At 53.4% G+C, this 21,705-nt stretch carries 16 protein-coding genes and 1 pseudogene; 12 read left to right on the forward strand and 5 right to left on the reverse strand.

Features of this window, described 5'->3' with window-relative positions; genetic code table 11:
- Positions 1-70 precede the first annotated feature (70 nt).
- Positions 71-2,623 (forward strand): peptidoglycan glycosyltransferase/peptidoglycan DD-transpeptidase MrcA, encoded by a 2,553-nt coding sequence (gene mrcA / locus OGY71_RS14355; RefSeq protein ID WP_003827669.1) that lies wholly within the window; start codon positions 71-73, stop codon positions 2,621-2,623.
- 105 nt (positions 2,624-2,728) lie between these two features.
- On the opposite strand, the gene nudE is transcribed toward mrcA, so the two are convergent.
- The gene (gene nudE / locus OGY71_RS14360; protein WP_003827667.1) at positions 2,729-3,289 is read right to left on the reverse strand and encodes an ADP compounds hydrolase NudE; all 561 of its coding nucleotides are present in this window, start codon (positions 3,287-3,289) and stop codon (positions 2,729-2,731) included.
- A gap of 322 nt (positions 3,290-3,611) precedes the next feature.
- Here nudE and igaA point away from each other — a divergent pair, with 322 nt between their 5' ends.
- The 4 genes from igaA (at position 3,612) to hslO (ending at position 7,793) form a co-directional block, all read left to right on the forward strand.
- Positions 3,612-5,747: an intracellular growth attenuator protein IgaA gene (igaA, locus tag OGY71_RS14365; protein ID WP_003827665.1), complete on the forward strand. Its 2,136-nt coding sequence runs from the start codon at positions 3,612-3,614 to the stop codon at positions 5,745-5,747.
- A 62-nt stretch (positions 5,748-5,809) separates the two neighbouring features.
- On the forward strand, positions 5,810-6,478 hold the full coding sequence (gene yrfG / locus OGY71_RS14370; protein ID WP_003023533.1) for a GMP/IMP nucleotidase: 669 nt from the start codon (positions 5,810-5,812) through the stop codon (positions 6,476-6,478).
- 10 nt (positions 6,479-6,488) lie between these two features.
- On the forward strand, positions 6,489-6,890 hold the full coding sequence (gene hslR, locus OGY71_RS14375; RefSeq protein ID WP_016157639.1) for a ribosome-associated heat shock protein Hsp15: 402 nt from the start codon (positions 6,489-6,491) through the stop codon (positions 6,888-6,890).
- A 24-nt stretch (positions 6,891-6,914) separates the two neighbouring features.
- On the forward strand, positions 6,915-7,793 hold the full coding sequence (hslO, locus tag OGY71_RS14380; RefSeq protein ID WP_003023531.1) for an Hsp33 family molecular chaperone HslO: 879 nt from the start codon (positions 6,915-6,917) through the stop codon (positions 7,791-7,793).
- A gap of 109 nt (positions 7,794-7,902) precedes the next feature.
- On the opposite strand, the gene OGY71_RS14385 is transcribed toward hslO, so the two are convergent.
- On the reverse strand, positions 7,903-9,621 hold the full coding sequence (locus tag OGY71_RS14385; RefSeq protein WP_003827661.1) for a DUF4153 domain-containing protein: 1,719 nt from the start codon (positions 9,619-9,621) through the stop codon (positions 7,903-7,905).
- A gap of 378 nt (positions 9,622-9,999) precedes the next feature.
- On the opposite strand from OGY71_RS14385, the gene pckA reads away from it, so the two are divergent.
- Entirely contained in the window at positions 10,000-11,622 is a 1,623-nt protein-coding gene (gene pckA, locus OGY71_RS14390) for a phosphoenolpyruvate carboxykinase (ATP) (RefSeq protein ID WP_003023529.1), read from the forward strand.
- A 74-nt stretch (positions 11,623-11,696) separates the two neighbouring features.
- Here the strand turns inward: pckA and envZ are convergent, their stop codons facing one another.
- The gene (gene envZ / locus OGY71_RS14395) at positions 11,697-13,049 is read right to left on the reverse strand and encodes a two-component system sensor histidine kinase EnvZ (RefSeq protein ID WP_003827658.1); all 1,353 of its coding nucleotides are present in this window, start codon (positions 13,047-13,049) and stop codon (positions 11,697-11,699) included.
- Positions 13,046-13,765: an osmolarity response regulator transcription factor OmpR gene (gene ompR, locus OGY71_RS14400; RefSeq protein ID WP_001157751.1), complete on the reverse strand. Its 720-nt coding sequence runs from the start codon at positions 13,763-13,765 to the stop codon at positions 13,046-13,048. The genes envZ and ompR overlap by 4 nt, the downstream gene beginning before the upstream one ends.
- 225 nt (positions 13,766-13,990) lie before the next feature.
- Here ompR and greB point away from each other — a divergent pair, with 225 nt between their 5' ends.
- The 6 genes and pseudogenes from greB to OGY71_RS14430 form a co-directional block, all read left to right on the forward strand.
- On the forward strand, positions 13,991-14,464 hold the full coding sequence (greB, locus tag OGY71_RS14405; RefSeq protein ID WP_003023524.1) for a transcription elongation factor GreB: 474 nt from the start codon (positions 13,991-13,993) through the stop codon (positions 14,462-14,464).
- Between the two features lie 98 nt (positions 14,465-14,562).
- Positions 14,563-16,896, forward strand: coding sequence for a Tex family protein (locus OGY71_RS14410; RefSeq protein WP_003827655.1), 2,334 nt, complete (start codon positions 14,563-14,565; stop codon positions 16,894-16,896).
- Between the two features lie 432 nt (positions 16,897-17,328).
- Entirely contained in the window at positions 17,329-17,556 is a 228-nt protein-coding gene (gene feoA, locus OGY71_RS14415) for a ferrous iron transporter A (RefSeq protein WP_003023519.1), read from the forward strand.
- Positions 17,557-17,574: 18 nt separating this feature from the next.
- A complete protein-coding gene (gene feoB, locus OGY71_RS14420) occupies positions 17,575-19,893 on the forward strand; it encodes a Fe(2+) transporter permease subunit FeoB (protein WP_008786334.1) in 2,319 nt (772 codons plus the stop codon).
- 11 nt (positions 19,894-19,904) lie between these two features.
- Entirely contained in the window at positions 19,905-20,141 is a 237-nt protein-coding gene (gene feoC, locus OGY71_RS14425) for a [Fe-S]-dependent transcriptional repressor FeoC (RefSeq protein WP_286613434.1), read from the forward strand.
- Positions 20,142-20,374: 233 nt separating this feature from the next.
- Positions 20,375-20,890: pseudogene (locus OGY71_RS14430) on the forward strand (Rpn family recombination-promoting nuclease/putative transposase); the annotation flags it as partial.
- A gap of 44 nt (positions 20,891-20,934) precedes the next feature.
- Here the strand turns inward: OGY71_RS14430 and bioH are convergent.
- Positions 20,935-21,705: a pimeloyl-ACP methyl ester esterase BioH gene (bioH, locus tag OGY71_RS14435; protein WP_003827648.1), complete on the reverse strand. Its 771-nt coding sequence runs from the start codon at positions 21,703-21,705 to the stop codon at positions 20,935-20,937.

Below are 21,705 nucleotides of genomic sequence, written 5' to 3' on the forward strand. Positions count from 1 at the left end.
CTGGCTTGCCTTTATACTACCGCGCGTTTGTTTATAAACTGCCCAAATGCCACTAAATGGGAAATCTCCAGTGAAGTTCGTAAAGTATTTATTAATCCTTGCAGTATGTTGCATCCTGCTGGGAGCAGGCTCGATTTATGGCCTTTATCGCTATATCGAGCCGCAATTACCTGACGTCGCGACGCTCAAAGATGTGCGTTTACAGATCCCGATGCAGGTTTACAGCGCTGACGGCGAGCTAATCGCGCAATATGGCGAGAAACGTCGAATCCCGGTCACACTGGATCAGATGCCGCCGGTAATGGTTAAAGCCTTTATCGCCACAGAAGACAGCCGCTTTTATGAGCACCATGGGGTAGACCCGGTGGGGATCTTCCGTGCGGCCAGCGTCGCATTGTTCTCTGGTCACGCTTCGCAAGGGGCGAGTACCATTACCCAACAGTTGGCGAGAAACTTCTTCCTGAGCCCGGAACGTACGCTGATGCGTAAGATCAAAGAAGTGTTCCTGGCGATCCGCATTGAACAACTGCTGAGTAAAGATGAGATCCTCGAACTGTATCTGAACAAGATCTATCTGGGGTATCGCGCCTATGGCGTGGGTGCTGCCGCGCAGGTCTATTTCGGTAAGACAGTGGATCAACTCAGCTTAAGTGAAATTGCGGTGATTGCCGGTCTGCCAAAAGCGCCGTCAACCTTCAACCCGCTCTATTCGATGGACCGTGCAACCGCGCGACGTAACGTTGTACTGTCGCGTATGTTGAGCGAAAACTACATCACGCAGGCCCAGTACGATCAGGCGCGCGGCGAGGCCATTGACGCTAACTACCACGCGCCGGAAATCGCTTTCTCTGCACCGTATTTGTCTGAAATGGTGCGCCAGGAGATGTATAACCGTTATGGCGAGAAAGCCTATGAAGACGGGTATCGCATCACCACCACCATTACGCGCAAAGTACAGCAGGCAGCTCAGCAGGCAGTACGTAACAACGTGATGGATTACGACATGCGCCACGGATACCGCGGCCCGTCGAACGTGCTGTGGAAAGTGGGCGAAAGCAGTTGGGACAGCAAGAAAATTACCGATACGCTGAAAGCGCTGCCGACTTATGGCCCCCTGCTACCGGCGGTTGTTACCAGCGCCAATCCACAGGAAGCCATTGCCGCGCTGGCGGATGGTACATCAGTGTCATTACGGATGGATGGTATGCGCTGGGCGCGTCCTTACCGTTCGGATACTCAACAAGGCCCAACGCCGCGTAAAGTGACTGACGTAGTACAGACTGGCCAGCAAATCTGGGTACGCCAGGTGGGAGATGCCTGGTGGCTGGCGCAAGTGCCGGACGTCAACTCAGCCCTGGTCTCCATCAATCCGCAAAACGGCGCGGTGCTGGCGCTGGTTGGTGGTTTTGACTTCAACCAGAGCAAGTTTAACCGTGCAACCCAGGCGTTACGCCAGGTGGGCTCCAACATCAAGCCATTCCTGTATACCGCCGCGATGGATAAAGGTCTGACGCTGGCGAGCATGCTCAACGACGTGCCGATCTCCCGCTGGGATGCCGGTGCTGGTTCCGACTGGCAGCCGAAGAACTCCCCGCCGCAGTACGCCGGTCCTATCCGCTTACGTCAGGGGCTGGGTCAGTCGAAAAACGTAGTCATGGTACGCGCCATGCGCGCCATGGGCGTGGATTACGCGGCAGAGTATCTGCAACGTTTCGGCTTCCCGGCACAGAACATTGTGCATACCGAGTCGCTGGCGCTGGGTTCTGCTTCGTTCACACCGTTGCAGGTGGCACGCGGTTACGCAGTGATGTCTAATGGCGGCTTCCTGGTCGATCCGTATTTCATCAGTAAGATTGAAAGCGATATGGGCGGCGTTATCTTCGAAGCGAAGCCGAAAATTGCCTGCCCGGAATGCGATATTCCGGTGATATATGGCGATACCCAGAAATCTAATGTGTTGGAAAACAGTAACGTAGAAGATGTCGCCGTCTCGCAGGAACAGCAGAATGCCGCCGTGCCTATGCCGCAACTTGAGCAGGCGAACCAGGCTCTGGTCGCGCAAAGCGGAACACAAGAGTACGCTCCGCACGTGATCAACACGCCGCTAGCTTTCCTGATTAAAAGCGCGCTGAACACCAATATCTTTGGTGAACCAGGCTGGATGGGAACCGGTTGGCGCGCAGGTCGCGATTTACAGCGTCATGATATCGGCGGGAAAACCGGGACTACCAACAGCTCTAAAGATGCGTGGTTCTCCGGTTACGGACCAGGGGTAGTAACGTCGGTATGGATCGGCTTTGATGACCATCGCCGCAACCTTGGTCATACAACGGCTTCCGGCGCGATCAAAGACCAAATCTCCGGCTACGAAGGCGGTGCGAAGAGTGCGCAGCCTGCATGGGATGCTTACATGAAATCCGTGCTGGAAGGTGTGCCTGAACAGCCGCTGACGCCACCGCCGGGTATCGTGACGGTCAATATCGATCGCAGCACAGGACAACTGGCGAGCGGTGGCAATAGCCGCGCAGAGTACTTCATTGAAGGCACACAGCCGACGCAACAAGCGGTGCATGAGGTGGGAACAACCATTATTGATAATGGTGAGACACACGAACTGTTCTGATCGATTGCCGGATGGCGCTTCGCTTATCCGGCCTACAATTTCGGTACAATTATTTGATCTTCCGGAATTTTGTAGGCTGGATAAGGTATCAGTTGGCAATCGTAATTAAAGCCGCCCCTGCCCTTTCAGCCATTCGCGTACGAGGAACAGCGCACTGACATTACGTGCTTCATGAAAATCAGGATCTTCCAGCAGGTCCATCAAATGCGCCAGCGGCCAGCGCACCTGCGGTAATGGCTCAGGTTCATCCCCCTCCAGCGATTCAGGATATAAGTCCTCTGCCACCACGATGTTCATCTTGCTGGAGAAATAAGATGGCGCCATGCTGAGTTTCTTTAAAAACGTCAGATCTTTTGCGCCAAACCCCACCTCTTCTTTCAGCTCCCGATTCGCCGCCTCAAACACGCTTTCGCCAGGATCGATTAATCCCTTGGAAAAACCCAGTTCGTAGGACTCGGTCCCGACCGCATATTCGCGAATAAGGATCAGATGGTCATCAACAATCGGCACAATCATTACCGCTTCACGCGTGGATGGACGCATACGTTCATAAACGCGGCGTACGCCATTGCTGAACTCAAGGTCCACGCTTTCGACCTTAAACAGCCGGGATTGGGCGACGGTTTCCACTTTCAAAATCGTGGGTTTCTGTAATGATTTGCTCATTGTGAGGATCTTTGCTGTGAAATCTGGGGTTATTGTGCGATATACCGCACGGTTTCGGCAATGTGAATTGCCGTTTATTTACATTTATGTAACGTACTAAAAGTTAATCCCTATTTCAAATTAAAAGTCAATAGGTTGAAATAACTCCAGGAATTTGCTGATATTCCATTTTTGGTGATTTTGCTATGATTCGCATTTACTGGGCTGTATTTAAAGATGCTCAAGTTCGACTCCACACTTGCCGATAGCCAACCACAGAATCACGAATATTGAACAGGGTGCGACTGACCACGCCTGACAGACTAAGTAAGATGGGGAAAGCATGAGCACCATTCTGATTTTTTTAGCTGCTTTGCTGGCCTGCTCATTGCTTGCAGGATGGCTACTCAAATCAAAATCCAGGCAGAAAAATTTACCCTTGAGCAGCGTCTTCTCAGACGCCTCGAAACGTAAACTCACACCTGAAGAACGCAGCGCAGTCGAAAACTATCTCGAAAGCCTTAGTCAAATTCAGCAAGTACCCGGTCCCACGGGAGCCAGTGCTGCGCCGGTCTCATTAACGTTGAATGCCCAAAGTAATAGCGTCATCGTGCTTACTCGTTCGATTACACGTTACGGCATTACCACCGACGATCCTAACAAATGGCGCTACTATCTTGATTCCGTTGAGGTACACCTTCCCCCTTTCTGGGAACAATATATCAACGACGAAAACAGCGTTGAGATAATCCACACCAATACGATACCGCTGGTTATCTCGTTGAACGGCCATACGCTGCAGGAATATATGCAGGAAGCGCGAGGTTATGCGTTACAGCACACAGCGTCCACCCAGGCGTCAATTCGTGGTGAAGAAAGTGAGCAGATTGAACTGCTGAATATTCGCCAGGAAACCCATGAAGAATATGCGCTCAGCCGTCCTTCGGGATTGCGCGAAGCATTGCTGATAACCGCCTCATTCCTGCTGTTCTTTTTCTGTTTGGTTATCCCGAATACGTTTGTTCCGTGGGCAGTCGGTGGCGCGGTGCTGCTGTTAGCTGCGGGTCTGTGGGGATTGTTCGCCCCGCCGTCTAAAAGCGCCCTGCGGGAAATTCATTGTCTGCGCGGTACGCCGCGTCGCTGGGGATTGTTTGGCGAAAACGACCAGGAACAAATTAATAATATCTCGCTGGGTATTATTGATCTGATCTACCCAGCTCACTGGCAACCTTACATCGCCCAAGACCTTGGCCAGCAAACGGATATCGATATTTATCTCGATCGCCACGTTGCCCGCCAGGGGCGTTTTTTATCTCTGCACGATGAAGTGAAAAACTTCCCGTTACAGCACTGGCTGCGCAACGCCGTCATCGCAGGCGGCTCGTTGCTGGTACTGCTGATGCTGCTGTTTTGGATCCCGCTGGATATGCCAATAAAGGTCACGCTCTCCTGGATGAAGGGCGCGCAAACTATCGAAGCCACCAGCGTTAAACAGCTCGAAAACGCGGGCGTTCGCGTGGGTGACACGCTGCACCTGAGTGGTACGGGTATGTGTAACATTCATACCCAAGGGAGCTGGAATGCGCAGCCTGCCACGCCGTTTATGCCTTTCGATTGCTCGCAAATTATCTGGAATGATGCGCGCGCATTACCGCTGCCTGAGTCTGACCTGGTGAATAAGGCCACCGCGCTCACGCAGGCCGTGAGCCGTCAGCTGCATCCCAAACCTGACGATGACTCTCGCGTCAGCGCATCGCTACGCTCGGCAATCCAAAAGTCCGGCATGGTGTTACTGGACGATTTTGGTGAGATAGTCCTTAAAACGGCCGATCTGTGTGCAGCCAAAGATGAATGTGTACGCTTAAAAAATGCGCTGGTTAACCTCGGTAACAGTAAAGACTGGGCCGCGCTGGTGAAGCGAGCGAACGCAGGCAAACTGGATGGCGTGAACGTGCTGCTACGTCCGGTAAGCGCAGAGTCGTTGGATAATCTGGTGAATACCTCTACGGCGCCGTTTATTTCACGCGAGACTGCGCGAGCAGCCCAGGCGCTGAATAGCCCTGCCCCTGGCGGTTTCCTGATTATCAGCGACGAAGGCAGCGATCTGGTCGATCAGCCGTGGCCGACGACCTCGCTATATGACTATCCTCCCCAGGAACAGTGGAACGCCTTCCAGCGCCTGGCGCAGATGCTAATGCAGACACCATTTCGCGCGGAGGGGATCGTCACCAATATTTCGACTGACGCCAATGGCACCCAGCACATTGGCCTGCATCGTATTCCGGATCGTTCAGGATTATGGCGCTACCTTGGCACGACGCTGCTGATGTTCTCCATGCTCGGATGCGCTATCTACAACAGCATACAGGCATTCAGACGCTACCAGCGTCACCGCACCCGCATCGCGGAAATTCAGAGCTACTACGAAAGTTGTCTCAATCCAACACTGATTGACAACCCGGAAAGCCTGATTCGATAACACGCTCGCGCGACAGGATATGCTACCCTGTCGCGCATCATGTTTTCTTCTGGGGAGTTTCCATGCATATCAATATTGCCTGGCAGGATGTCGACACCGTGTTGTTAGATATGGACGGCACGCTGCTCGACCTGGCATTCGATAACTATTTCTGGCAAAAATTGGTGCCGGAAACCTATGGCGCGAAGCAAGGTATCTCTCCTCAGGAAGCTCAGGACTATATTCGTCAGCAGTATCATGCCGTGCAGCATACGCTAAACTGGTATTGCCTAGATTACTGGAGCGAGTGCCTGGATCTGGATATTTGCGCCATGACCACGGAACAGGGACCGCGCGCCGTTTTGCGCGAAGATACCGTACCGTTTCTTGATGCCTTAAAAGCCAGCGGCAAGCGCCGCATTTTGCTCACCAACGCGCATCCGCATAATCTGGCGGTGAAGCTTGAGCATACCGGTCTGGCCTCACACCTTGATTTATTACTTTCCACCCACACATTTGGTTATCCCAAAGAGGATCAGCGGTTATGGCACGCTGTGGCTGAAGAAACGGGAATGAGTGCAGAGAAGACGCTGTTTATTGACGACAGCGAACCCATTCTCGACGCCGCTGCTCTGTACGGTATTCGTTACTGCCTCGGCGTGACCAATCCCGACTCCGGCATCGCCGAAAAACAGTACGCACGCCATCCGTCACTGAATGACTACCGCCGACTGATCCCCTCACTGATGTGAAGGAGACGCCATGAAAGAAAAGCCCTCTGCTGAAGTCAGGCTGGATAAATGGCTGTGGGCTGCACGCTTTTACAAAACGCGTGCGCTAGCCCGCGAAATGGTTGAAGGCGGTAAGGTGCACTACAACGGCCAGCGCAGTAAGCCAAGCAAGATTGTCGAGCTGAACGCCACCCTCACCCTGCGCCAGGGAAATGACGAGCGAACGGTCATTATCAAGGCCATTACCGAGCAGCGTCGCCCGGCAACGGAAGCCGTTACGCTGTATGAAGAAACCGCGGAAAGCGTGGAAAAACGCGAAAAAGTGGCGCTGGCGCGTAAACTTAACGCGTTAACCATGCCGCACCCGGACAGGCGACCGGACAAAAAAGAGCGCCGCGACCTGTTACGATTTAAACACGGCGACAGCGAGTGACTGTCACCTGCAAGAGAGATGATTATGCCGCAACATGACCAATTACATCGTTATCTGTTTGAAAACTTTGCCGTGCGCGGCGAACTGGTGACCGTTTCGGAAACCCTGCAACAGATCCTCGAAAATCATACTTACCCGCAACCGGTCAAAAACGTACTGGCTGAGCTACTGGTTGCCACCAGCCTGCTCACCGCCACGCTGAAATTTGCCGGTGATATCACTGTGCAGTTGCAGGGTGATGGTCCGCTGAGCCTGGCCGTCATCAACGGCAACAACAATCAGCAGATGCGCGGCGTGGCCCGCATGCAGGGTGATATTCCTGAAGATGCCGATCTGAAAACGCTGGTGGGCAACGGTTACCTGGTGATCACCATTACCCCGGAAGAAGGCGAGCGTTATCAAGGCGTGGTCGGTCTGGAAGGTGACACGCTGGCAGCGTGTCTGGAAGATTACTTCATGCGTTCTGAACAGCTGCCGACACGCCTGTTCATCCGCACTGGCGACGTTGATGGCAAACCCGCTGCTGGCGGAATGCTGCTGCAGGTAATGCCGGCGCAAAACGCGCAGGCAGATGATTTCGATCACCTGACAGCCCTGACTGAAACCATCAAAGCCGAAGAGCTGCTGACGCTGCCGGCCAACGAAGTGCTGTGGCGCCTGTACCACGAAGAAGAAGTTACTCTCTACGATCCGCAGGACGTTGAGTTCAAATGCACCTGTTCACGCGAACGCTGCGCAGGCGCACTGAAAACGTTGCCGGACGAAGAAGTGGACAGCATTCTGGCGGAAGAAGGCGAGATCGATATGCACTGCGATTACTGCGGTAGTCACTATCTGTTTAACGCCATGGATATTGCTGAGATCCGCAGCAATGCCTCCCCTGCCGATCCCCAGGTGCATTAATCACTGTCTTGCCTGATGGCACGGCGCTTATCAGGCCTACGGAAAAACTGTCGTAGGCCTGATAAGACGTTCACGCTGCCATCCGGCAAAAACGATGTCGGCAACACACTCACTCGGTGTAATAAGTCATCGGCAGTCTTTTGCCATCAATAGTGATATCCCGCCAGATTCTGGGGGTTGAGCCCAGTTGCTGATTCGCTACCGCCTGCAGCAATTTATCCTTAGTGAATCCTTCAGGTAGCGTGGCGACCGCTAACAAATCCCATTTGTTTTTCTGCATGCCGAAGACCAGACTCTCCCCATCGCCAAAGGCATATAACACCTGCTCAGGATGACCATCCGCATTTAGGTCCTGACTCACCAGTACGCACGCATTCTGCTCAGCACAAGAGGTGATGCGATACCCCTGTGTTTTGACAAACGCCCAGAACGCATCGTCTGGCTTCTGGCTCCCCGGAGCCATCACAACCTTCGATACTAACTGTGTTGCGGTTAGCTCTTTAACCGGATCCCGGCGCCCTTGCAGCAGAGAATTCAAGTCGCGTCTGCGTTTACTGTCTTGATTAAACGCCACATCTTTTTGTAATGCTTCCAACGCTGCGCGCCCCGGTTTTCCGCTGTGATCCAACATATACAGGCTGACTTGATCCGGTTTAATTTTCCCGCTGTGATACAACCCCATATGGCTGTTAACGCTGATGCGCCAGGCATCAATAACCGGCGATGACAGCAGAACCAACAGCCCCAACGCCAGCAACGAAACGCCAAGAATGACCGGCCCCTGAAGCTCAAGCGGATTGCGCCCGCGGCGCAAAATGCTGGCCAGATAGCCAAACGACCATACCAGCAGCACCACGACCACCAGCACGCCATAAACGCGCTCAGGCGTCCAACCGTACTGCTGTATTCGCACCCACAGTGACCAACCGGCAATCAGCATATAGATGGGCGCGACAATCAGAGAGCATTTGATCAGGTAGCGTAACGCGCCAGGATAGGGTAACGCCTCTTTTTGCGGTTCACGCACGATAGCTATCAACAGCAACAGGAGCAGCGTCAGCGTTGACATCAACCCAGCCGCAGACACGCGTTGCGAAATAGCCTCCAGCCCGGTGAAGGGTAAGGTCAGTATGAACATCAGCGCCAACAGCGCGACCAGAGGTAACAGACCGGTGGCGATAAACGTCAGTAATTTTTGTACCGCCGTGACCAGACGCGACTGTGTACGGGCCAGTACCACTGCCAGTGCGGTAATCAGACCAAAGGCCACATAGCCAAACCAGTCGGTATCAAAGAAGAGCGTGCTGAAGAAGGGAATACCGACCAGTTTAAACATCTCGCTCCATAGCAGGAGCACCAGCCAGAACAAACCGTTGGCGACAAAGACAATCAGCAACGTCAACGCATTAAGCCACAATTGCCGATAAAAATGCGGGTAACGCGCCTGCTCACGAGAGACATGAAGCGAGTACTGAATCCAGGGCAAAGCTAGCATCGCCATCAGCAGTAAGCGCCAACCGTAGAACATAAAAACTTCATGTTGCCGCCACTTATCACTGTCCTCGACTTGCCACTTTAGCCAGACGCTCATCGCCAGCACCACAACAAAGATCAGCGCCATCCAGTACCACAGCGCGCGTTGTCTGAAAGAAACGACAGTAAGCAAAAGCGCCGAGGTGATCGCAATCGTCGCAGGCATGCCATAGAACAGCCAGCCGTCATTATGGGGCGCCAGATATGTCATCAGCAGATAGCATAATGTCCCCTGCAACAGGCCGATGAATATCATGCCCCAACGCGTCGTACGTGAAATTTCAGCACTATCCATGTCAGTATCCAGAATGAAGGGAAAAGCTAATTATCGCATCAACTTCACAATTTTGAGCATTGATAGCGCGATTTCAGACCACGACGACGGGAAGTGAATCGATATTGTTTATGTATAACCCACATTCATTTCTTATGTGAATGCGATTACACTCACAAGATTCCCGCCAAAAACACTCTCCATTAACGTTTTAAGAACATTTTCCACAACAAAAAAGGGTTTCCTGCCATAATATCTGCCTCTTTGTGACAGGAGTCGCAGCGCATTCGGTCGCCCGTGATTTTCCCGGATGCGTAAATCTATGAGCCTTGTCGCGGTTAACAATCCCTAAAAAACCTTACTATTCCAGGTAATACATATTGGCTAAGGAGCAGTGAAATGCGTGTGAACAACAGTTTAACCCCGCAAGATCTCAAGGCTTATGGTATCAATGACGTTCAGGATATCGTTTACAATCCAGACTACGACACGCTTTTCCAGGAAGAACTTGATCCAAACCTGGAAGGTTATGAACGTGGCGTGTTAACGAATCTGGGCGCCGTTGCCGTTGATACCGGTATCTTTACCGGACGTTCGCCAAAGGATAAGTACATTGTCCGTGACGACACCACGCGCGACACGCTGTGGTGGTCCGACAAAGGTAAAGGTAAGAACGACAACAAACCGCTTTCCCCGGAAACCTGGCAGCATCTGAAAGGATTAGTCACCCAGCAACTTTCCGGCAAGCGCCTGTTTATCATTGATGCTTTCTGCGGCGCTAATGCCGATACCCGTCTTTCCGTGCGCTTCATTACCGAAGTTGCCTGGCAGGCGCATTTTGTCAAAAACATGTTCATCCGCCCAAGCGACGAAGAGCTGGTTGATTTCAAACCTGATTTCATCGTGATGAACGGCGCTAAATGCACCAACCCGCAGTGGAAAGAGCAGGGTCTGAACTCCGAAAACTTCGTGGCTTTCAACCTGACTGAGCGTATCCAGTTGATTGGTGGCACCTGGTACGGCGGCGAAATGAAGAAAGGTATGTTCTCCGTAATGAACTACCTGCTGCCGCTGAAAGGCATTGCCTCCATGCACTGCTCAGCAAACGTTGGGGAAAAAGGCGATGTGGCAGTCTTCTTTGGCCTGTCCGGCACCGGTAAAACCACGCTGTCCACCGACCCGAAACGTCGCCTGATTGGCGATGACGAACACGGCTGGGATGACGACGGCGTGTTTAACTTCGAAGGCGGTTGCTACGCGAAGACCATCAAACTGTCTAAAGATGCCGAGCCGGAAATCTACAACGCGATCCGTCGTGACGCGCTGCTGGAAAACGTCACCGTGCGCGAAGATGGTTCCATCGATTTCGATGATGGTTCAAAAACTGAGAACACCCGCGTTTCCTACCCGATTTATCACATCGATAATATCGTTAAGCCGGTGTCAAAAGCGGGCCATGCTACCAAAGTGATCTTCCTGACCGCCGACGCATTTGGCGTGCTGCCGCCGGTTTCTCGCCTGACGGCAGACCAAACGCAGTACCACTTCCTGTCTGGCTTCACCGCCAAACTGGCCGGTACCGAACGCGGCGTCACCGAACCGACCCCGACCTTCTCTGCCTGTTTCGGCGCAGCATTCCTGTCTCTGCACCCAACGCAGTACGCAGAAGTACTGGTGAAACGTATGCAGGCGGCAGGTGCGCAGGCGTATCTGGTTAACACCGGCTGGAACGGTACCGGCAAGCGTATCTCTATCAAAGATACCCGTGCGATTATCGACGCCATCCTGAACGGTTCGCTGGATGACGCGGAAACGTTCCGTCTGCCGATGTTTGACCTGGCTATCCCGACCGAGCTGCCGGGTGTGGACACTCGCATTCTCGATCCGCGTAATACCTACGCATCTCCGGAGCAGTGGCAGGAAAAAGCCAACGCACTGGCGAAACTGTTTATCGAGAACTTCGAGAAATATACCGACACCCCTGCAGGTGAAGCGCTGGTTAGCGCCGGACCGAAGCTGTAACGAAAAGTGCCGGATGGCGGTTTCGCCTTATCCGGCCTACAGCAACAAAAAGGGAGGCATTTTGCCTCCCTTTGTTATGCGTCTTTCGTGTTGCCCGGCGCGCGAGTGAAGGGAACCGGAAGCCATGCACGAATCGACAACCCACCGCGTTCACTGGTACCAATCTCCAGCATACCGTTATGGTTATCAATAATACGCTGCACAATCGCCAGCCCCAGGCCCGTACCGCTGGTACTGCGCGCGCTGTCTCCGCGGACAAACGGCTGGAACAGGTGTTTACGCTGCTCCGGCTTGATGCCCGGACCATCATCTTCTACCTGGAACCAGGCGCGATGCTGCTCCATTCCGCTACTGACCTTAATCCAGCCGTTGCCGTAGCGGGCGGCGTTAACCACCATATTGGCAACCGCACGCTTGATCGACAGCGGGTGCATCTTCACCTGAATGCTGCCCGGCAGCAGTGCAGTTTCGATTTCACGTTCGTAGCCGCTTTCTGCCGCAACCACTTCACCCAACACCGAGTTCAGATCTGCCATCTCCATTGGCATCTCCTGACCGGTACGCAGGTAATCGATGAACTGCTCGATGATGGCGTTACACTCTTCGATGTCCTTATTGATGGACTCCGCAAGATAACCGTCCTCTTCGCCCATCATTTCCGTCGCCAGACGAATACGCGTCAGCGGGGTACGTAAATCGTGGCTCACGCCCGCCATTAACAGCGTACGGTCATCGGCCAGCTGCTTCACGCCCGCAGCCATATGGTTAAAGGCTCGGGTTACGGAGCGCACCTCTGAAGCGCCATACTCACGCAACGGCGGCGGAATGATACCTTTCCCCACCTGCAGCGCCGCATGTTCAAGATCCACCAATGGCCGGTTCTGGATACGGATAAACAACCACGCCCCACCGATAGCCAACAGCATAATCGCCAGCGTATAGCGGAACAGCGGTGAGAAGTCGCCCTGATGAATTTCCGTAAGCGGCACGCGTACCCAGATATTGGGCGACAGCCAGGTTTTCAACCACACGACCGGCGAGCTTTTGTTTACCTCAACGCGGACTTCCGTTGGGCCACCCAGTTGCTGCGCCATCTGATGGCTTAAGAATTCATAGTGTTGCGCCCAACGCAGTCCGGCTTCTTCAGCGGCCTCGTTGGAATAGAGGGAAATACCCAGCTCACGATAAATTTCCCGGCGGAATGCGGGCGGCACCACCAGTTGCGTACCGTCCTCCAGCTGCAGTTTATCGGTCATCAGCATACGAACTTCGTACGCCAGGACCTTATTAAACTGCTGGAGGCTCGGCAGAATCGCGAAGTTCAGCACTACCAGGTATGTCGTCACCAGGCTGGCAAACAGCAAGGTGACGATGAGCAATAACGTGCGGGCAAACGAACTTCGTGGCGAGAAGCGCATTCGCCTCATGCTTTAGAACCGTCCGGAACAAAGACGTAGCCCAGACCCCATACGGTCTGAATGTAGCGTGGATGAGCCGGATCTTCTTCCACCATGCGGCGCAGACGGGAGATCTGGACGTCGATAGAACGTTCCATCGCAGAATATTCACGACCACGGGCGAGGTTCATCAGCTTGTCTCGCGACAGCGGCTCGCGCGGGTGGCTTACCAGCGCTTTCAGTACTGCAAATTCCCCGCTAGTGAGCGGCATCGGCTCATCTTCGCGGAACATTTCACGCGTACCGAGGTTCAGCTTGAACTTACCAAAAGCGATAACCGCTTCTTCCTGAGAAGGTGCGCCCGGCAGTTCATTCGCCTGACGACGCAGGACTGCGCGAATACGAGCCAGCAGCTCACGCGGGTTAAACGGTTTCGGGATGTAATCGTCGGCACCGATTTCCAGCCCTACGATACGGTCAACTTCTTCACCCTTCGCTGTGACCATAATGATCGGCATCGGGTTGCTCTGGCTGCGCAGGCGACGGCAAATAGACAGGCCATCTTCTCCAGGCAGCATTAAATCCAGCACCATCAGGTGAAAGGACTCACGGGTCAGCAGACGATCCATCTGCTCAGCGTTTGCGACGCTTCGAACCTGGAAGCCCTGCTCGGTCAGATAACGCTCCAGAAGCGCACGCAAGCGCATGTCGTCATCGACCACCAGAATCTTATAGTTCTCTTGCATTGTTATTACTCCCAAAGGTTCGCAACAATTAAGTGTATATTCTTAAGAAAGCTAACGTGAGTCACCAGCGAATTCTGGTATGAATTCCAGGCTAAATTGTTACAAAGCATATTAAACAGCAGCTTAAGTATACAATGTTTCTCGCAATACATTATTTATTCTGTTGATATGCTCACGTAATACTAATTGTGCGCATCATCACAGAGTCGAAGGTAAAACAATAAGATGAAAACGCCCCTGATAACCCGTGAAGGGTATGAAAAACTTAAACAAGAGCTGAATTATCTCTGGCGTGAAGAGCGCCCGGAAGTCACCAAAAAAGTTACCTGGGCTGCAAGTCTGGGTGACCGCAGCGAAAATGCCGACTACCAGTATAATAAAAAGCGCCTGCGTGAGATCGACCGCCGCGTCCGTTATTTGACCAAGTGCATGGAGAATCTAAAAATCGTCGATTACTCCCCGCAGCAGGAAGGCAAAGTCTTCTTTGGCGCATGGGTTGAGATTGAAAATGACGATGGCGACATCCGCAAATTCCGTATTGTTGGCTACGATGAGATCTTCGGTCGTAAGGATTACATCTCAATCGACTCACCAATGGCGCGGGCGCTATTGAAAAAAGAGGTCGGCGATCTCGCAGTAGTAAACACCCCAGGTGGCGAAGCCAGCTGGTACGTGAATGAGATTGAATACGTGAAGTGAGACCGGAACAATCCGAAGCCCCGGCAGATGGCTGGCATTTTTGCCAGTCAATCCGTATAACTATCCCCTGATTTTTTATCCTATAGACGAAGCTATCCATGATGAATGATTCTTTCTGCCGCATTATCGCAGGTGAAATTCAGGCTCGTGCTGAACAGGTAGAAGCTGCCGTTCGCCTGCTTGACGAAGGGAACACCGTGCCGTTTATCGCACGATATCGTAAGGAAATCACCGGCGGTCTGGACGATACGCAACTGCGTAATCTGGAAACCCGTCTGGGATATCTGCGTGAACTGGAAGACCGCCGTCAGGCAATCCTGAAATCTATCGGCGAGCAAGGCAAACTGACTGACGATCTGGCGAAAGCGATCAACGGCACGTTAAGTAAGACCGAACTCGAAGATCTCTATCTGCCGTATAAACCAAAGCGCCGCACCCGTGGGCAGATCGCCATTGAGGCTGGACTGGAGCCGCTGGCAGACCTGCTGTGGAACGAACCGTCTCACGACCCGGAAACGGAAGCCGCAAAATATCTCAACGCCGAAAACGGCGTGGCGGATACCAAAGCCGCCCTCGACGGCGCGCGCTACATTCTAATGGAGCGCTTCGCTGAAGATGCTGCTCTGCTGGCAAAAGTACGTGATTATCTGTGGAAAAACGCCCACCTGGTCGCCACCGTGGTAAGCGGTAAAGAAGAGGAAGGCGCTAAGTTCCGCGACTACTTCGATCACCACGAACCGATTTCTACCGTACCATCCCACCGTGCGCTGGCCATGTTCCGTGGTCGTAACGAAGGCGTGTTACAGCTTTCACTGAATGCCGATCCGCAATTCGATGAGCCACCAAAAGAGAGCCACGGCGAGCAGATTATCCGCGATCATCTGGGGCTGCGCCTGAACAACGCCCCAGCAGACAGCTGGCGTAAAGGCGTGGTTAGCTGGACCTGGCGCATCAAAGTGCTGATGCACCTTGAAACGGAGCTGATGGGTACCGTGCGTGAACGTGCGGAAGATGAAGCTATCAACGTCTTTGCCCGTAACCTGCATGACCTGCTGATGGCCGCTCCGGCCGGGCTGCGCGCCACCATGGGCCTCGATCCAGGTCTGCGTACCGGTGTAAAAGTGGCAGTTGTTGACGGTACCGGTAAGCTGGTCGCGACCGACACCATTTATCCGCATACCGGTCAGGCCGCCAAAGCCGCCGTTGCCGTTGCGGCGCTGTGTGAAAAACACAACGTTGAACTGGTGGCGATTGGTAACGGTACGGCGTCGCGCGAAACCGAGCGTTTCTTCCTCGACGTGCAAAAGCAGTTCCCGCAAGTGACCGCGCAGAAAGTGATCGTCAGTGAAGCCGGAGCGTCAGTTTACTCCGCATCCGAACTGGCGGCGCTGGAGTTCCCGGACCTCGACGTATCTCTGCGTGGCGCGGTGTCTATCGCCCGTCGTCTGCAGGATCCGCTGGCTGAGCTGGTGAAAATCGATCCGAAATCTATCGGCGTGGGCCAGTATCAGCACGACGTAAGCCAGACTCAGTTGGCGCGTAAGCTGGATGCGGTGGTGGAAGACTGCGTGAACGCCGTCGGCGTCGATCTGAATACCGCCTCCGTACCGCTGCTGACCCGTGTTGCTGGTCTGACGCGCATGATGGCGCAGAATATCGTTGCCTGGCGTGATGAGAACGGTCAATTCCAGAACCGTCAGCAACTGTTAAAAGTCAGCCGCCTTGGACCTAAAGCCTTTGAACAGTGCGCGGGCTTCCTGCGTATCAACCACGGCGATAACCCGCTGGATGCCTCTACCGTCCACCCGGAAGCTTATCCGGTTGTGGAACGCATTCTGGCCGCCACCGAGCAATCGTTGCGTGATCTGATGGGTAACAGCAGCGAATTGCGCAATCTGAAACCCGCTGATTTTACCGACGAACGCTTCGGGGTGCCGACCGTCACCGACATCATCAAAGAGCTGGAAAAGCCGGGCCGCGATCCGCGTCCTGAATTTAAAACCGCACAGTTTGCTGATGGCGTCGAAACCATGAACGACCTGCTGCCGGGAATGATTCTGGAAGGTGCTGTCACCAACGTTACCAACTTCGGCGCGTTTGTTGATATCGGCGTTCATCAGGATGGTCTGGTGCATATCTCTTCGCTGTCGAATAAGTTCGTCGAAGATCCACACACCGTGGTGAAAGCGGGCGACATTGTGAAGGTGAAAGTGCTGGAAGTGGACCTGCAACGTAAGCGTATCGCGCTGACCATGCGTCTGGACGAGCAGCCGGGTGAAACCAATGCGCGTCGCGGCGGCGGGAATAACGATCGCGCTCAGGGCAATCGCCCGGCACCAAAAGCGGCGAAACCGCGTGGCCGTGACGCACAGCCTACAGGCAACAGTGCGATGATGGATGCGTTGGCGGCGGCGATGGGTAAAAAACGCTAAGTTTAAACCCTGTGCCGGATGGTGGTGTAAACGCCCTGTCCGGCCAGGTTATCGCAATTAATTTGCAGGCCGGATAAGACGCATGAGCGTCGCCATCCGGCATATTTAATCTATGCCCCGCTTTGCACCACAATATATTTATCACTTCATTAACAGATGAAACCTTAATTAAACATTAAGATCCCCAATAATTACTTCCGCGAATCACTCGTTTCCAACCAGAATAAATATTGAGGAATATCAAAATTGGCTCAAATTATTATCCAATTGTACATTCCGTCACATTTATTCTATTGATGATAGAAACCATTCTCATTATCATTGATTTGTTGATTATTTACTCTTCCCTTACGTTGGCTAATCATCTGGTCTCATGCCGCCCTGTCGCCCCATGAGGTAATCATCCAGTTAGCGAGATATAAGTAGGTCCCTATGCAATTCACTCCTGACAGTGCGTGGAAAATTACCGGTTTTGCCCGTGAAATCAGCCCGGCTTATCGTCAGAAACTGTTGTCACTTGGCATGCTACCCGGTTCATCCTTCAACGTGGTACGCGTCGCCCCGCTCGGCGATCCTATCCATATCGAAACGCGTCGCGTAAGTCTGGTATTGCGTAAGAAGGATTTGGCGTTATTAGAAGTGGAAGCGGTTTCCTGTTAATACAGTGAGTCTATAAAAATGAAAAAACTAACCATTGGTTTAATTGGTAATCCTAATTCCGGCAAGACAACTTTATTCAACCAGCTCACCGGCGCGCGCCAGCGTGTAGGCAACTGGGCTGGCGTTACCGTTGAGCGTAAAGAAGGCCATTTCGCCACGACGGACCACCAGGTCACGCTGGTCGATTTACCCGGCACTTATTCTCTGACGACAATCTCATCCCAAACCTCTCTCGATGAGCAGATTGCCTGCCACTATATTTTAAGCGGCGACGCGGATCTGTTGATCAACGTGGTCGATGCTTCAAACCTTGAACGCAACCTCTACCTGACGTTGCAACTGCTTGAGCTGGGTATTCCCTGTATCGTTGCACTGAACATGCTGGATATTGCTGAGAAACAGCAAATCCGTATCGATATCGACGCCCTCTCCGCTCGTCTTGGCTGTCCGGTGGTTCCACTGGTTTCCACTCGTGCGCGCGGCATTGAAGCACTGAAGCTGGCGATCGATCGCTACAAAGAAAACGACACCGTTGAGCTGGTCCATTATGCCCAGCCGCTGCTGCAAGAAGCTGATTCCCTCGCCGACGCAATGGCCAAAGATATGCCGCTCAAACAGCGCCGCTGGCTAGGCCTGCAGATGCTCGAAGGCGATATCTACAGCCGTGCTTACGCCGGTGATGCAGCACAAAACCTTGATGCCGCTGTTGCTCGCCTGAGTGAGACAATGGACGACCCGGCGCTACATATTGCCGATGCACGTTACCAGTGCATTGCCGCTATCTGCGATACCGTCAGTAATACCCTGACGGCAGAGCCGAGCCGTTTCACCACAGCGGTAGATAAAATTATCCTCAACCGCTTCCTCGGTCTGCCGATTTTCCTGTTCGTGATGTACCTGATGTTCCTGCTTGCCATCAACATTGGCGGCGCGCTGCAGCCGTTGTTTGATGTTGGCTCCGTGGCGCTCTTTATCCATGGTATTCAGTGGATTGGCTATACGCTGCATTTCCCGGACTGGCTGACTATCTTCCTGGCCCAGGGCCTTGGCGGCGGGATTAACACCGTGCTGCCGCTGGTACCGCAAATCGGCATGATGTATCTGTTCCTCTCTTTCCTTGAAGACTCCGGCTACATGGCGCGCGCCGCATTTGTGATGGACCGTCTAATGCAGGCGCTGGGACTGCCGGGGAAATCATTTGTCCCGCTGATCGTCGGCTTTGGTTGTAACGTACCGTCAGTGATGGGCGCGCGTACGCTGGACGCCCCGCGTGAGCGTCTGATGACCATCATGATGGCGCCGTTTATGTCCTGTGGCGCACGTCTGGCGATTTTCGCCGTCTTTGCCGCCGCGTTCTTTGGTCAGAACGGCGCGCTGGCGGTCTTCTCGCTGTACGTGCTGGGTATCGTTATGGCGGTGTTGACCGGCCTGATGCTCAAACACACCATCATGCGTGGCGAAGCAACGCCGTTCGTGATGGAGCTGCCGGTATATCACGTACCGCACATTAAGAGTCTGATCATTCAAACCTGGCAACGTCTGAAAGGCTTCGTTCTGCGTGCAGGTAAAGTCATCATCATCGTCAGCATTTTCCTCAGCGCGTTTAACAGCTTCTCACTGAGCGGAAAAATCGTCGACAACATCAACGACTCTGCTCTGGCTTCAGTTAGCCGCGTCATTACCCCAGTCTTTAAGCCGATTGGTGTTCACGAAGATAACTGGCAGGCAACCGTAGGTCTGTTCACCGGCGCGATGGCGAAAGAAGTGGTTGTCGGTACGCTGAACACGCTCTATACCGCAGAAAACATTCAGGAAGAAGAGTTCAACCCGGCAGATTTCCACCTCGGTGATGAGCTGCTCAGCGCGGTAGATGAAACCTGGCAAAGCCTGAAAGACACTTTCAGCCTGAGCGTGCTGGCTAACCCTATCGAAGCCAGCAAGGGCGACGGTGAAATGGCTACCGGTGCAATGGGCGTGATGGGCGAGAAATTTGGCAGCGCCGCCGCCGCGTACAGCTACCTGATCTTTGTTCTGCTGTATGTACCGTGCATTTCAGTGATGGGCGCTATCGCACGTGAATCCAGCCGTGGCTGGATGAGCTTCTCGATTCTGTGGGGCCTGAATATCGCCTACTCTCTGTCGACGCTGTTTTATCAGACGGTCAGCTACAAAGAGCACCCGACCTACAGCCTGGTGTGCATTTTAGCGGTCATCCTGTTTAACATCGTGTTGCTGGGCCTGCTGCGTCGAGCTCGCAGCCGCGTGGACCTCGCACTGCTGGCAACCAACAGGACGGCGAGTTCCTGCTGTTCCAGCACGACTGGCGATTGCCACTAAGGTTATCGACAATGGCATCGCTTATTCAGGTTCGTGATTTACTGGCTTTGCGGGGGCGCATGGAGGCTACACAAATTAGCCGCACGCTGCATACCCCGCAGCCCATGATTGACGCCATGCTGAATCAGTTAGAAAAGATGGGCAAAGCGGTGCGGATTCAGGAAGATGCCGACGGGTGTCTTTCCGGAAGCTGCAAAAGTTGCCCAGAAGGTAAAGCCTGCTTGCGCGAGTGGTGGGCTTTACGCTAATCAGATGCTCTTTGCCGGATGGCGCTACGCTTATCCGGCCTACAAATGATGCAAACATCCAGGCCGGATAACGCGTTTACGCTGATATCCGGCTTTTTTGCGTAATGGATTCCACACAGATTTCATTATTTCAGCAAAAAAGATCTATCCTCCAGCCAGCCACGCATCGTTATTAATTCGTGGATGATTACTGGTAACCTGGGAAGTAGAGTCTCGTCATCTTTTTTCTCAGGTATAGCACCGCGTTTCCACTGATCGATATCACTGTTGTGCCCGATGACGAGATTATGCAGCATCGCCGGGTGGCGCTGTTGGAGCTCATCCAAAAGCATATTCGTAAACGCGATTTGATGGGGCTGGTAGAAAAACTGGCCATCCTGCTTGTTAAAGGACACGCTAATGACAACCAGTTGAAAGCCTTGTTTAATTATTTAATGCAGGCCGGTAACACCACACATTTTGGCGAGTTTCTTCATGAAGTCGCCGAACGTTTACCCCAACATAAGGACAAGTTGATGACTATCGCCGAAAGATTACGACAGGAAGGGCACCTTAATGGTCTTCAGGAAGGCCATAGGAAAGGGTTGCAAGAAGGGCTACAGGAGGGGTTACAAACGGGTCTGCAACAAGGCAAACGAGAGGAAGCATTACGTATTGCATCAACTATGCAGGCTGATGGTATAGACCCACTAACCATCTTCAGAATTACTGGCCTGACCGCTGAGGATCTGGCTACGCGCAGCCATTAATCTCAGGCCCGGCGAGCATGGCACCACCGGGCAACGCAACGGATTTATAGCCGCTGTTTTAACGCCAGCAGCGCTGCGCAAAACTCGGCTGGATGCGAGATAAACGGCGCATGCGCCGCTTTGGCAAACACCAAAGACTCGCTCTGCGGCCACAGTGCATCCAGCATCGGGACGACTTTGCGCGGCACCAGCCCGTCAAGATAGCCATACAACCGCAGGAAAGGCATTGCCACCGCGCACAGCGGTTCTCGCAGATCGACCGTTTTCAGGATCTCAAGTCCACCATTGAGCACCTCGACGTCCGGCATGGGTAAAGCCAGTACCGTTTTCTTCAGCGCTCGCGCATCCTGACGCGCAGTTTCTGTGCCCATCGTTTGCAATGCCAGAAAACGCTCCACCGTACGCTGGAAATCTTCGCTCAGCTGCTGCTGGAAACCTGCCAGCACCTCTGGCTTGATTCCCGGCCACTCATCCCGCGCGCTAAAGCAAGGGGAAGACGCGACGGTCACCAGCGCCTGAACACGCTCAGGATGCGTTAACGCTACCTGACTCGCGACCAGCCCACCCAGACTCCAGCCGAGCCAAATAGCTTTCTCCGGTGCCTGTTTCAATACCCGCTCAGCCATCTCTTCCAGCGACATTGCACCGAAACCCTGGCTACGACCAAATCCCGGTAAGTCGACAAGATGCAGCGTAAAATGCGAGCTCAGTTCCTCGCTTATGCAATGCCACACTTGCGCATTCAGTCCCCATCCGTGCAGCAGCACAAGATGGCAATTTCCCGAACCCTGGGTCTGCCACCAGATGTCATTCAT

This window comes from Citrobacter sp. Cpo109 (assembly GCF_030332565.1).
Classification (GTDB): Bacteria; Pseudomonadota; Gammaproteobacteria; order Enterobacterales; family Enterobacteriaceae; genus Citrobacter; species Citrobacter portucalensis.